The 15,069-nt window shown below is 41.1% G+C and carries 9 protein-coding genes; 7 read left to right on the top strand and 2 right to left on the bottom strand.

Translation table 11 applies throughout. The features are described 5' to 3' along the window. Positions 1–26 precede the first annotated feature (26 nt). Together topA and QVP90_RS04955 are read left to right on the top strand one after the other, a co-directional pair. On the top strand, positions 27–2,372 hold the full coding sequence (topA, locus tag QVP90_RS04950) for a type I DNA topoisomerase (protein ID WP_021935813.1): 2,346 nt from the start codon (positions 27–29) through the stop codon (positions 2,370–2,372). A gap of 127 nt (positions 2,373–2,499) precedes the next feature. Beyond that, a complete protein-coding gene (locus QVP90_RS04955) occupies positions 2,500–4,443 on the top strand; it encodes an LruC domain-containing protein (RefSeq protein WP_021935814.1) in 1,944 nt (647 codons plus the stop codon). Between the two features lie 147 nt (positions 4,444–4,590). Here the strand turns inward: QVP90_RS04955 and argS are convergent, their stop codons facing one another. Together argS and QVP90_RS04965 are read right to left on the bottom strand one after the other, a co-directional pair. After that, complete coding sequence (argS, locus tag QVP90_RS04960; RefSeq protein WP_021935815.1) at positions 4,591–6,384, bottom strand: arginine--tRNA ligase; 1,794 nt, start codon at positions 6,382–6,384, stop codon at positions 4,591–4,593. Positions 6,385–6,470: 86 nt separating this feature from the next. Next, entirely contained in the window at positions 6,471–6,743 is a 273-nt protein-coding gene (locus QVP90_RS04965; protein WP_005928615.1) for an HU family DNA-binding protein, read from the bottom strand. Between the two features lie 228 nt (positions 6,744–6,971). Here QVP90_RS04965 and QVP90_RS04970 point away from each other — a divergent pair, with 228 nt between their 5' ends. The 5 genes from QVP90_RS04970 (at position 6,972) to secDF (ending at position 15,021) form a co-directional block, all read left to right on the top strand. After that, positions 6,972–7,646 (top strand): rhomboid family intramembrane serine protease, encoded by a 675-nt coding sequence (locus tag QVP90_RS04970; protein ID WP_025819228.1) that lies wholly within the window; start codon positions 6,972–6,974, stop codon positions 7,644–7,646. Beyond that, on the top strand, positions 7,627–8,526 hold the full coding sequence (locus QVP90_RS04975) for a rhomboid family protein (RefSeq protein WP_005928608.1): 900 nt from the start codon (positions 7,627–7,629) through the stop codon (positions 8,524–8,526). The genes QVP90_RS04970 and QVP90_RS04975 overlap by 20 nt, the downstream gene beginning before the upstream one ends. Before the next feature lie 3 nt (positions 8,527–8,529). Next, positions 8,530–9,624, top strand: a complete 1,095-nt coding sequence (locus QVP90_RS04980) for an endonuclease/exonuclease/phosphatase family protein (RefSeq protein ID WP_021935816.1) — start codon at positions 8,530–8,532, stop codon at positions 9,622–9,624. A 39-nt stretch (positions 9,625–9,663) separates the two neighbouring features. After that, a complete protein-coding gene (locus tag QVP90_RS04985; RefSeq protein WP_021935817.1) occupies positions 9,664–11,751 on the top strand; it encodes a M3 family metallopeptidase in 2,088 nt (695 codons plus the stop codon). A 249-nt stretch (positions 11,752–12,000) separates the two neighbouring features. Then, positions 12,001–15,021, top strand: coding sequence for a protein translocase subunit SecDF (gene secDF / locus QVP90_RS04990; protein WP_021935818.1), 3,021 nt, complete (start codon positions 12,001–12,003; stop codon positions 15,019–15,021). Positions 15,022–15,069 lie beyond the last annotated feature (48 nt).

The raw sequence follows: 15,069 nt of genomic DNA on the forward strand, positions 1-15,069 counted from the left end.
CGGCATTCTTAATTAAAGTAAAAGTTATGCAGAAAAACCTTGTTATTGTCGAGTCTCCAGCAAAAGCAAAAACCATTGAAAAATTTCTGGGGAAAGATTTCAAAGTACTCTCCAGCTATGGTCATATCAGAGACTTGAAGAAGAAAGAGTTCAGTATCGATATCGATAAAAACTTCAAGCCCAATTATGAAATACCGGCAGACAAGAAAGAGTTGGTAACAAAACTACAGGCAGAAGCCCAGAAAGCAGACGTTGTATGGTTAGCATCCGATGAGGACCGCGAAGGAGAAGCCATCGCCTGGCATCTTTATGAGGTATTGAAACTAAAACCGGAACAGACCCGGAGAATCGTCTTTCATGAAATCACCAAGAATGCCATATTAAAAGCCATCGAGAATCCACGCGAAATCGATATCAACTTGGTCAATGCACAACAGGCACGACGCATCCTCGACCGTATCGTTGGTTTCGAACTTTCTCCAGTATTGTGGAAGAAAGTCAAACCGGCTCTTTCCGCCGGACGTGTTCAATCAGTAGCCGTACGGCTAATTGTAGAGCGGGAACGGGAAATACAGGCATTCAAGAGCGAAGCGTCTTATCGCGTTATCGCCATATTCCTCGTACCGGACACTGACGGTAAACTGACAGAAATGAAAGCGGAACTGGCTCATCGCCTTAAGACAAAAGAAGAAGCCAAAGCATTTTTGGAAAGTTGCAAAGATGCTATATTCACAATCGAAGATATTACCAAACGCCCGATAAAGAAAAGCCCGGCCGCACCATTCACAACCTCGACTCTGCAACAGGAAGCGGCCCGCAAATTGGGGTATACAGTGGCACAAACCATGATGTTGGCACAAAAATTATACGAAGCCGGATTAATCACTTATATGCGTACCGATTCGGTCAACTTGTCGAAATATGCAACTGAAGGTAGCAAACAGGCTATCATCAACATGATGGGAGAACAATACGTGCATCCGCGCCACTTTACCACCAAAACCAAAGGTGCACAAGAAGCGCATGAGGCCATCCGTCCTACCTATATGGAAAACTCCACCGTAGAAGCACCCTCACAGGAAAAAAGATTGTACGACCTGATCTGGAAACGTACCATCGCTTCACAAATGGCAGAAGCCGAACTGGAAAAGACAACTGCAACCATCGGTATCAGTACCAATGATGATGTGTTTACAGCAACCGGAGAAGTTATTACTTTCGACGGTTTCCTTCGCGTATATAAAGAATCGTATGACGACGAAAACGAACAGGAAGATGAAAGCCATCTGCTTCCTCCATTGAAAAAAGGACAGGTGCTCGAGCACAATGATATTGTCGCTACCGAACGTTTCACCCAACGTCCGCCGCGTTACACAGAAGCCAGTCTCGTACGCAAACTTGAAGAATTAGGTATCGGCCGTCCTTCCACATATGCTCCTACTATCTCTACTATCCAGCAACGCGAGTATGTAGAGAAAGGAGACAAAGCAGGTGAGGAACGCTCTTTCAATATACTGACACTAAAAGGCCAAAATATAAGTGATGCCATACATACCGAAATAGTAGGAGCAGAAAAATCAAAATTACTGCCTACCGATATCGGAACGGTAGTGAATGACTTCCTGAACGAATATTTCTCAAATATTCTGGACTACAACTTTACGGCTAATATCGAAAAAGAGTTTGACGAGGTAGCAGACGGAGAGAAGCAATGGACAGCAATCATGAAACACTTCTATAAAGGATTCCATCCTTCGGTAGAGTCGACATTAGCTACTAAAACAGAACATAAAGTAGGTGAACGTATTCTGGGTGAAGAACCGGGAACCGGGAAGGTAGTATCGGTCAAAATCGGACGCTTTGGACCTGTCGTACAAGTCGGCAGTACGGATTCGGAAGAAAAGCCCCGTTTTGCACGTTTGGAGAAGGGCCTGTCAATGGAAACGATCACTCTTCAGGAAGCATTGGACTTGTTTAAACTTCCGCGTGTCGTTGGCGAATACGAGGATAAAGAAGTAAGCATAGGTACAGGACGCTTTGGACCGTACGTACGCCATGACGGTAAATACATATCTCTGCCTAAGACACTCGATCCGATGGCCATTACGCTTGAAGAAGCCATCGAACTTATCACAGAGAAGAGAGCCACAGAGGCCAAACGCCACATCAAGCAATTCGCCGAAGAACCGGAACTGGAAATACTGAACGGAAGATACGGACCATATATCTCTTATAAAGGAAGTAACTATAAAATCCCTAAAGATGTGGTTCCCGCAGATTTGAATCTGAAAACTTGTTTGGAGATTATCAAGCTGCAAAGCGAAAAAGCAACGTCCACTCCTAAAAAGGGACGGACAGCAAAAAAGAAATAACATAATAAGATTTTTTCTAAGAGACATTCTCATTTTGTAGAATGTCTCTTATTTTTTACTCATTTTCAGTGTTTTATATCTATTTCTTATTATCTTTGCAGCAGCAAACAAATCAAATAACATATATATGAAAAAAATTACGACCCGACTCCTCTGCGCCAGTAGTATATTACTGTTCGGTTTATCATCTTGCGTAAAAGATGTAGATTTATCACAAGCTCCCGAGAAGCCTGTAAAAGGCGATTATTTCGATTTTCAAACTACGCTTAATTGTCCGATAGACATAGACTTAGGCTTGCAGGACTATACTGTATCGATAGAAATTTACAGCGAAAACCCTTTTGAAGAAAACGATGGGATCAGTACAAAGAAAGATATTGAGCCGATCTATCGCGGTATAACAGATGCCAAAGGCATACTGAAAGGAGAAACGACCCTGCCAGCCTATATCAAGAAAGCCTATATCTACTCACCGTATGTAGGTGTACCTTTCATAGAGACAGAGGTTACTGCAAGCAGGATTTCTGCTGGCATAGAAGACCCCAAAAACAGAAGCGGAAACACCAGAGCCATGACATACACCTATCCTTCCGATATGCTGGTATTAGGAAATTGGAACGAATCCGGTTACCCCAGCTATTTACTATCGGAGCGTTTCATCTTCCCGGAAAACGAACTATACAACATTACCAAAGCTACTACATCTCCATACAAAGAAGAAATGCAAAGTTATTTTCCACAATATTTCACACCGGGAGTAGAAACAGGCATTCCCATTATAAAGGAAACAAAGGTGAACTTGGCTATGATAGGAAAATATGCACCTTCAGTAAGTAATACGATTCTCTATTATACCTACCCCACCGGACAGCTACCAAGTTCTGTCAACGACATACAAAAAATTATTGCTTTCCCTGTATCGGCAGGTATCTCTTGTGGAAGTACGATACAATTACATTATTGGAATAAGGAAACCAATCAATTCGAAGATAAATTTCCAGCAGGAGTTACTATTGGTTGGGGAGTCTCTTCGAGTGCTTTTATCAAAGGAAATATCGGCCACTCCAGTGGAAATCATAACTATTACTCCGTCAATGCACTCAATACCAAAAACGGCGATGAAAACAATCAGCACACAATCGCTATTTTTGATAAGGCCAACAGCTCGGTTACCATAGGGATAGAAGACAGACCATTGGAAAGCCAGCGACCAAACTATACCGACGTTATTATGTATTGTCATGCAGATGTGGAAGGAGCTATTGATGGGAGCAACATGGCTGAATTGGAAAAGCCAGAAGATCCGGGTCCTTCCGAAGAGGATAACTATACAACCTATTTCGGATTGCTCGCTTTTGAAGATCTATGGCCAGATCAAGGAGACTATGACTTGAACGACGTAGTGGTATACTATCAATCAAGAGTATATAAGAATATGCAAAACCGGATTACCTCTACTATAGACGAATTCACTCCCTATTGGGATGGCGCCGGATACAATAATTTTAACGGATTCGGATACCGCCTATCAGTTACTCCCGATAAAGTAACTGCCGTAAATATTGCTTATGAGAACTATACATTCACAGCAAGCCCCCTGTTCCAGTTTGACAATAAAGGTTTGGAGGAAAGAGCAGATAATGACAATGCCATTATTATTGTTGCAGACAACATGAAGCAAGCTGTAAAACAAAAAGGTAAGTTTACCGTCACTACAACTTTCGGAACTCCACAGATCGAATCAGCAGCCATGCTCCCCCCTTATAATCCGTTTATCATTATCAATGCCTTGAATGAAAGAGGTAAAGAACTGCATCTTCCCAATTATGTACCCACTAAACGGGCAGACAGCAGCCATTTTGGAAAAGGAAATGATCTGACCGATGAGAGCCAACAAATGTATTATATCTCTAAAGACAACATGCCTTATGCCATACATTTGCCTAACATCAAAGACTTCGACTGCTCAAATGAAGGCATACGAATTGACGAGATTTATCCGAATTTCACAAATTGGGTAAAAAGTAATGGTAATGAAAACACTGACTGGTACTTACACAAGAAAGAATAATCAGAAACATCATTCATCCCTGTCAAAAAAGTCTTTCTAACTTCACTTAAAACACTAACTGGAATAAAAACAATATACGGGAACTCTTCAGCAAGTCAATCTTACTTGAAGAATTCCCGTATGTTCTATATTAGCTCACATCAACTCTTACATCCTGGCCGGCACTTCAATGCCCAATAAGCCCATTCCCAAACGTACTACCTTAGCCACATTGGCAGATAATGCGATACGGAATATCTTCACCGCTTCATTCTCTTCGCGCAGAATGCTAAAATCATGGTAGAATTGATTATACTCCTTCACCAAGTCATAAGTATAATTGGCAATAACAGACGGACTGTAATCTGTCCCGGCCTGTTTAACAATTGCTGCAAAATCAGCTACCATCTGGATTAATCCTTCTTCTTTTTCACTCAATTCAACTCCTAAAGGAAGTTGCTCAGGAATAACGATACCGTTCTCTGCCGCCTTACGAAGTACAGATTGTATACGTGCATAAGTATATTGAATAAACGGCCCGGTATTTCCATTAAAATCGATGGACTCTTTCGGATTGAATGTCATGTTCTTGCGGGCATCCACTTTAAGGATAAAATATTTCAATGCACCTAAACCGACAATGCGGGCAATATCATCTGCCTCTTCCTGTGTCAATCCATCCAGTTTACCAAGCTCCTGAGAGGTTTCTTTAGCAGTTGCAATCATCTCTTCCATCAGATCGTCGGCATCCACCACTGTTCCTTCCCGTGATTTCATCTTACCTTCCGGAAGTTCGACCATACCATATGAGAAATGAACCAAGCTTTTACCCCATTCGAATCCTAACTTATCAAGCAGGATAGAGAGCACTTGAAAGTGATAATTCTGCTCATTACCCACCACATAAATCATCTTATCGATGGGATAGTCGGCAAAACGCAATTTGGCTGTCCCGATGTCTTGAGTCATATACACAGAAGTACCGTCAGCACGTAGCAGCAACTTATGATCGAGCCCTTCTCCCGTAAGATCAGCCCATACCGAACCGTCTTCTTTCTTATAGAAGAAACCTTTTTCCAATCCTTCCATTACCTTTTCCTTTCCCTCGAGATAAGTATCCGACTCATAATATATCTTATCGAAACCAACTCCCATCTTACGGTAAGTCTCGTCAAATCCGGCATACACCCAATTATTCATCATAGCCCACAAAGCACGTACTTCAGGATCTCCCGCCTCCCATTTCACCAACATTTCACGGGCTTCATTCATCAGTGGAGAAGCTGCCTCCGCCTCTTCCTTCGTCATGCCCTTCTCCATCAGCGAAGCTATTTCCGCTTTATAATGCTTATCGAAAGAGACATAATAATCCCCAACCAAGTGATCTCCCTTTTTACCGGATGATTCGGGAGTCTCACCATTACCATAAAGTTTCCAGGCCAACATAGACTTACAGATATGGATACCCCGATCGTTTACAATATTGGTTTTTACGACCTTATTGCCATTCGCCATAATAATATTGGCTAATGCATTTCCAAGCAGATTATTGCGTACATGCCCCAGATGTAGGGGTTTATTCGTATTAGGTGAAGAATATTCAATCATCACCAGTGGAGAATCAGCATCGGCAGCCATTATACCATACCGTTCGTCAGCATGAATCATATTCAGCAATTCAATCCACGCAGAAGAAGCTATTGTCAAATTCAAAAAGCCTTTTATCACATTAAAAGCAGCTATTGCCGGCTCATTAGCTTGTAAGTACTCACCGATCTCCTGTGCAGTTTGTTCCGGTCCTTTCTTCGACATACGCAGGAAAGGGAACACAACCAAGGTAAGATGTCCTTCAAATTCCTTTTTCGTTTTCTGCAATTGCACCTGTACGGCAGGAACATCCTGACCATAAAGAGCTTTCAGTCCGCTTATTACGGACATTACAAGTTTATTCTCTATATTCATAGCTTACAATTATTTTCTGCGCGCAAAGATACAAAAAAGGAGGCGTTAGCACGCCCCCTTTTTTTAAAATCTTTCAACTATATAGTTTATTCAACAGCCTCAGAGAGTTCTGCACCTGCTTTAAACTTAGCAACCTTCTTTGCCGGAATAGTGATAGCTTGTTTTGTAGAAGGGTTAATACCGGTTCTTTCAGCTCTCTCAGAAACAGAGAAAGTTCCGAAACCAACCAAAGAAACCTTGTCACCACCTTTTAAAGCGCCAGTAACTGAAGACACAAAAGCATCAAGTGCTTTTTTTGAGTCAGCTTTGCTCAAACCAGACTCAGCTGCGATAGCATTAATAAGATCAGCCTTATTCATAATTCGTAAATGATTAATTAATATATGTGTTACACAAAAAGATAGACGACGTAAAATCCTCACAAATATAGACTAACAAAACAATATATCAAATAAAAACATCAAAAAAACGCATCAATTTGCTGAAAAAGAGCTAATAGGGATTCATTTTTCTGCTTTAAAACAGAATTTATTCGTATTTTTGCACCCATTACTCGTAAATTAGCATAAAAGAGATTCAAATATATGATGCCTACAGTTACTAAAAACCTGATAATTATCAATGTACTGTTTTATTTAGGAACAATCGTTGCACAAAGTTATGGTATAGATCTCGCAAACTATTTAGGTTTGCATTTTTTTATGGCCGAAGACTTTAATCCCGCCCAGTTGATAACCTATATGTTCATGCACGGAGGATTCACTCACCTTTTCTTCAATATGTTCGCCGTGTGGATGTTCGGACGCATTCTCGAACAAGTGTGGGGGCCGAAACGTTTTTTATTCTACTATATTCTTTGTGGTATCGGTGCAGGAATTATCCAGGAGATCGTACAATTCGTTGAATACCAGACTGTCTTATCAGGATATTCCATGGTCCAGACTTTTAGCGGGACAATACCGATGAGCGAATACCTGAATATGATGAATACCGTAGGAGCCTCAGGAGCCGTATATGCGATCCTGTTAGGTTTCGGAATGTTATTTCCTAATCAACAATTGTTCATTTTCCCGCTTCCATTTCCTATCAAGGCCAAATATTTTGTCATCGGATATGCCTTAATCGAACTATATTCCGGATTTGCCAATAATCCTAATGATAATGTAGCTCATTTTGCCCATTTAGGAGGAATGATATTCGGTTTTATTCTGATTATGTATTGGAAGAAAAAAAACAATGATCATGGGACATATTATAACTGATCTTAAAGAAGCTTTTCGCAGAGGAAATGTCTTTATACAACTCATATACATCAATGTAGGGATTTTTGTAGCAACTGCATTGATAAACATTCTATTGCAACTATTCAATAGAAGCGCTGCCGGAATATTCGAACTGTTGGCACTTCCGGCCTCCTTTACCCGGTTTATCCTGCAACCGTGGTCACTGTTCACTTATATGTTCATGCATGCCGGTTTTATGCATATTCTGTTTAATATGCTTTGGCTATATTGGTTTGGTCAATTATTCCTCTACTTCTTTTCCGGCAAGCATTTACGCGGTTTATATATTTTGGGAGGTATATGCGGAGGATTATTGTACATGATTTCCTATAATTTGTTTCCTTATTTCCGTCCCATGGTGGAAGTATCGACAATGGTAGGTGCATCCGCATCCGTACTTGCCATCGTGGTGGCAACCGCCTATCGAGAGCCCAACTATCCCGTACGCCTTTTTCTTTTTGGTACTATACGCCTAAAATATTTGGCCTTAATAGTGGTCCTGACAGATCTGTTGTTCATCACTTCCGGTAATGCCGGAGGACACATCGCCCACTTAGGTGGTGCATTGGCAGGTCTCTGGTTTGCCGCCAGTCTGAGTAAAGGCACAGATATCACTGTTTGGATAAACAGAATATTAGACGGAGTGAGTTCTCTTTTCTATAAAAAAAACTGGAAGCGTAAACCCAAAATGAAAGTGCATTATGGCAATTACAGCCGCGAACAAGACTATGATTATAATGCCCGGAAAAAAGCGCAATCGGATGAGGTGGACCGCATTCTCGATAAGCTGAAAAAGTCAGGATACGAGAGCCTCACTACCGAAGAAAAGAAAAGCCTCTTCGATGCAAGTAAAAAATAAGATATGAAACACATCGGAAAAGTCTTCGCTTATCTGATCTTGGCAGTCAATGCATTCTTTGTCGGAGTTCTCTTGCTGACCGCCTATAGCCCACACATTTCTCCCGTAATACACCCGGTCGAAGCATGCATGGGACTTACTTTTCCTATTTTCCTCTCCATCAATTTTTGTTTTCTTATTTTCTGGTTAATCGTACGCTATAAGTTCGCTCTTCTGTCTATACTTGGCTTTGCTTTCTGCTATCCGCAAATCCGGGCCTATCTTCCTATCAATCTTCATACAGCAAATATTCCGGAGGGAAGCATTAAAATACTATCCTACAATATTATGTCCTTTGGCAACATGGAAAAGGAAAACGGCAAAAATCCGGTACTCGAATATCTCCGTAAGAGCGATGCCGACATCATCTGCTTACAGGAACACAACATCTCTCCGACTGCCAAAATACATCTTAATGCCAAAGAAGTAGAAGAGGGTATGAAAGCATATCCTTATCGGCATATTCAACGTGTAGGTCAAGAGAACGGCAATAACCGGATAGCTGTTTACTCCCGATTTCCGATCCTTTCGGCACGAAAACTACAATATGACAGTAGCTACAACGGCTCGGCCATTTATGAATTAAAAATCAATGAAGATACAATTACCCTTATCAACAACCATTTGGAATCTAACAAGTTAACAAAAGCGGATAAAGCGGTATATGAAGAAATGCTGAAAGATCCCAATGCCCATAAAGTGAAAAGTGGCACTCAACATTTGGTCGGTAAATTAGCAGAGGCTTCCGCCATCCGCGCCAAACAAGCAGATGTTATTGCAGCCGAAATTGCAGCTTCCCAGCATCCGTATATTATTGTATGTGGGGACTTTAACGATACTGCGATCTCCTATACCCACCGGGTTATAGCCGAAAAGTTAGATGATGCCTTCACCGAATCAGGACAGGGATTGGGAATTTCTTATAATCAGAATAAGTTTTATTTTCGAATAGACAACATCCTAATCAGTAAAAGCCTGAGAGCTTATAACTGCACGGTAGACCGTTCTATTAAAGACTCCGACCACTACCCCATATGGTGCTATGTTGCCAAGCGGTAATTCACTACAAATGATAATCATAACCCAATTATAATACTTATGAAATTAAAAAGAACAATAATTATTTTAGCAGCAAGTTGTATGATGTACTCCTGCACTACGAAAACAGAAAGTAATCCGTTTTTAAACGAATTTCAAACCGAGTATGGTGTTCCGGCTTTTGATAAAATCAAGCTGGAACATTACGAACCTGCTTTCCTGAAAGGGATAGAAGAGCAAAACCGGAACATTAAAGCAATCATTGAAAATAGCGAAACGCCCACGTTTGAGAATACAATCGTAGCGTTGGATAACAGCTCTCCTATATTAGATCGTGTCAGTGCCGTTTTCTACAATATGACAGATGCAGAAACAACAGACGCACTAACCGAACTTTCCATAAAAATAGCGCCGGTACTTTCCGAACACAGCGACAACATTTCCCTCAATCAAGAACTATTCAAAAAGGTAGATGCCGTATATCAGCAGAAAAACAGCCTGCACCTTACCACCGAACAAGAACGCCTGTTGGATAAAACCTACAAAGATTTTGTTCGTTCGGGAGCAAACCTGCCTGCTGACAAACAAGCACGCCTGCGTGAAATAAACAAAGAGCTATCGACTCTTGGTATCACATTCAGTAATAATATATTAAATGAGAATAATGCCTTCCAACTCTTTGTCGACAAAGAAGAAGACCTTGCAGGATTGCCCGAATGGTTCTGCCAAAGTGCTGCGGAAGAAGCTAAAGCTGCCGGGCAAGAAGGAAAATGGTTATTCACCTTACACAATGCCAGCCGCCTGCCTTTCTTACAGTATTCTGAGAATCGCCCGCTCCGTGAAAAGATATACAAAGCATACACCCACCGTGGTAATAACGATGACAAGAACGACAACAAGAAAGTAATCACCCAAATTGTCAGTTTACGCCTTGAGAAAGCAAACTTATTAGGTTTTGACTGCTACTCAAACTTTGTTTTGGAGAATACAATGGCCAAAAATTCAACCACCGTAATGGAATTCCTCAATAATTTATGGAACCATTCACTTCCCAAAGCCAAAGCAGAAGCTGTTGAACTGCAAAAATTGATGGATAAAGAAGGTAAAGGTGAAAAATTGGAAGCTTGGGACTGGTGGTACTACACGGAAAAGCTGCGTAAAGAAAAATACAACCTGGACGAAGAAGAGATCAAGCCCTACTTCAAATTGGAAAACGTACGCGAAGGCGCTTTTGCAGTAGCCAATAAACTGTATGGTATCACATTGACAAAACTGCAAAACATTCCGGTTTATCATCCCGATGTAGAAGTTTTTGAAGTAAAAGACGCCGATGGTTCCCACTTAGGAATCTTCTATGTAGATTACTTTCCACGTCCTGGAAAAAGTGGGGGTGCCTGGATGAGCAATTATCGTGAACAGCAGGGAGATATCCGACCGTTGGTTTGCAATGTAGCCAGCTTTACCAAACCAATAGGCGATACACCATCCTTACTAACGATGGACGAAGTAGAAACGCTTTTCCATGAATTCGGGCACGGGCTTCACGGACTGTTGACCAAGTGCAATTACAAAGGTACTTCGGGCACCAACGTCGTTCGTGATTTTGTAGAACTTCCTTCACAAATAAACGAACATTGGGCCACCGAACCAGAAGTGTTGAAAATGTATGCAAAACATTACCAGACAGGAGAAGTAATCCCCGATTCACTCATCAATAAGATATTAAAACAGAAGACTTTCAATCAAGGCTTCATGACAACAGAATTACTGGCCGCCGCCATCCTCGACATGAATCTGCACAACCTGACAGATGTAAAGAATCTGGATGTAATCTCTTACGAAAAAGAAGCAATGGATAAATTAGGACTCATCCCCGAAATAGCCCCACGCTACCGTACGACCTATTTCAATCACATCATCGGTGGATATGCTGCAGGATACTACAGCTATCTTTGGGCAAACGTGCTGGATAATGATGCTTTTGAAGCTTTCAAAGAACATGGCATCTTTGATAAAGCAACAGCCAATTTATTCCGCTCCAATGTGCTTGAAAAAGGAGACAGCGAAGACCCGATGACACTCTACAAAAACTTTCGTGGAACAGAGCCGCAATTGGAACCAATGCTGAGAAACAGAGGCATGAATTAAATAAAAAAAGCGATCTAAGGCTAAAAAAGAATAAACTCGAAGCCGACTAATTTATCCTCGGAGGATTGCTACTTTCCTTCGGGGATAAATTTTATTTCTTTGAAAGAAATATCAGTTTAAGGGCAAAATGCGGTTTTAACCTCAAATATTTAGCTGCTAATTACCACTGGATGTGAAAAAAAAACTATATTTGCAGCCTTATAGCGACAGAATTAATTAAAAAAGTAATCATAATAAATTAAAAGTAAAATGCAAAACAAAGGATTTGTAAAAGTTTTTGCGGTATTACTCACGCTGGTATGCGTGTTCTACCTCTCTTTCTCCTTCGTTACCCGCCATTATACCAATAAGGCAAAAGAGATAGCGAACGGCGATACTAAAGTAGAACAAGACTACCTCGACTCTCTTTCAAACGAGAAAGTATGGCTGGGTAATTATACGCTGAAACAGTGTCGTGAAATGGAAATTAGTTTAGGTTTGGACCTCAAGGGCGGTATGAACGTTATCCTTGAAGTATCCATACCCGATGTTATTAAAGCATTGGCTGATAACAAGCCCGATGAAAATTTCAATCAGGCACTGGCAACTGCTGCCAAACAAGCTACCAACAGCCAGGACGATGTTATCACTCTTTTCATTAAAGAATACCACAGAATAGCACCGGACGCTAAACTTTCCGAACTTTTTGCAACGCAACAGTTGAAAGACAAAGTTAACCAGAAGTCATCTGATGCTGAAGTAGAAAAAGTATTGCGTTCTGAAGTAAAAGCTGCCGTAGAAAACTCTTATAATGTACTCCGTACACGTATCGACCGTTTCGGTGTAGTTCAGCCGAATATCCAAAGTCTTGAAGACAGAATGGGGCGTATCATGGTAGAGCTTCCGGGTATCAAAGAACCGGAACGTGTGAGAAAACTCCTCCAAGGTTCTGCCAATCTGGAATTCTGGGAAACCTATACAGCGAAAGAATTATTGCCGGTAATGCAGTCTGTAGACAGTAAACTGCGTGATGTTCTGGTAACAACCGCAAGCACAACAACCGACTCTACTGAAGTAATAGCAACAGAAGAAGTAGTAGCGGAAGCAACACCGGCAAAAGCCATCAGTGCTGCCGACAGTATCGCAGCTGCACTGAAAGGTAACCAACAGGAAGCTTCTATAAATATGGAGCAAATCAAAAAAGAACATCCTTTGATGGCCATTCTTCAGTTAAATTCAAGTGGTCAAGGCCCCATTATCGGTTATGCTAATTACAAAGACACTGCTGAAATCAACAAATATTTGGCGATGAGAGAAGTAATAGCAGAACTTCCTAAGGACCTCCGTCTAAAATGGGGAGTTGCTCCTGCTGATTTCGACAAAAAAGGACAGACTTTCGAGTTGTATGCTATCAAATCTACCGAACGCAACGGTAAAGCTCCGTTGGAAGGTGATGTAGTAACAGATGCCAAAGACGATTTCGACCAGCATGGTAAACCATCTGTAAGCATGTCTATGAACACAGACGGTGCACGCCGTTGGGCACAATTGACCAAACAAAATATCGGACGCTCTATTGCAATCGTACTTGATAATTATGTATATTCTGCTCCGAACGTAAGTACGGAAATCACAGGCGGTAACTCAATCATTACCGGTAATTTCAGTCCGGAACAATCCAAAGACTTGGCAAACGTATTGAAATCAGGTAAAATGCCGGCACCGGCACACATCGTGCAAGAAGATATTGTCGGTCCGTCATTGGGGCAGGAATCTATCAATGCAGGTATTTTCTCATTTGTAGTGGCACTCATCCTTTTGATGATTTACATGTGCGCCATGTACGGTTTCATCCCAGGTATGATTGCCAACGGTGCTTTAATCCTCAACTTCTTCTTCACATTAGGTATTCTTTCATCCTTCCAAGCTGCGCTGACAATGTCCGGTATTGCCGGTATGGTATTAGCACTCGGTATGGCTGTGGATGCGAACGTACTTATCTACGAACGTACTAAAGAAGAATTACGTAGCGGCAAAGGAGTGAAAAAAGCATTAGCTGATGGTTACTCCAATGCTTTCTCGGCAATCTTCGACTCCAACTTAACATCTATTATTACCGGTATTATTCTGTTTAATTTCGGTACTGGTCCTATTCGTGGTTTTGCCACTACATTGATTATCGGTATTCTCTGCTCGTTCTTTACAGCAGTATTCATGACTCGTTTAGTTTACGAACATTACATGAATAAAGATAAACTGCTGAACTTGACATTTACTTCCGGAATTTCTAAAAACCTGTTGGTAAATACTCATTTCGACTTCATGAAAGGTAACAAACGTTCCTTCATGATTACAGGTATTATTATTTTGGTATGTATAGCATCATTCGCTATTCGTGGCTTGAGCCAAAGTATCGATTTTACAGGTGGACGTAATTATAAGGTACAGTTCGAACAAGCTATCGAGCCCGAACAAGTACGTGAGTTGATCGCAAGTAAATTCGGTGATGCAAATGTAAGTGTTATCGCTATTGGTACAGACAAAAAAACCGTTCGTATCAGTACTAATTACCGCATCGAAGAAGAAGGTAACAATGTGGATTCTGAAATTGAAGCATACTTATATGAAACATTAAAGCCGTTGTTAACTCAAAACATTTCATTGGCTACTTTCATTGACCGTGACAACCACACAGGTGGCAGTATCATCAGTTCACAGAAAGTAGGTCCAAGTATTGCAGATGATATCAAGACATCGGCCGTCTGGTCGGTAGTTTTAGCATTGATTGCTATCGGCTTATACATTTTGCTTCGCTTCCGTAATATTGCTTACAGTGTTGGCTCCGTAGTAGCACTTACCAGTGATACGATCATGATCATCGGTGCATACTCATTATTATGGGGTTTTGTTCCTTTCTCATTGGAAATAGACCAAACGTTTATCGGTGCTATCCTAACAGCTATCGGATACTCCATCAACGATAAAGTGGTAATCTTTGATCGTGTACGCGAGTTCTTTGGTTTATATCCGAAACGTAACAAACGTCAATTGTTCAACGACTCACTAAATACAACTTTGGCCCGTACAATCAACACCTCATTAAGTACATTGATCGTATTGCTGTGCATCTTTATCCTCGGTGGTGATTCTATCCGCAGCTTTGCATTTGCAATGATTCTGGGTGTTATCATTGGTACATTGTCTTCATTATTTATTGCTTCTCCGATTGCTTACACAATGCTAAGCAAGAAGAAAGAAACAGCAGAAACAACTGCTATTGAAGCTGAATAACCTATTCATATAAAAGAAAAAGAGGCTGTCTCATTTTTCATTTTGAGA

It is taken from the genome of Bacteroides sp. CAG:189 (assembly GCF_000432295.1).
GTDB classification, from domain to species: domain Bacteria; phylum Bacteroidota; class Bacteroidia; order Bacteroidales; family Bacteroidaceae; genus Bacteroides; species Bacteroides salyersiae.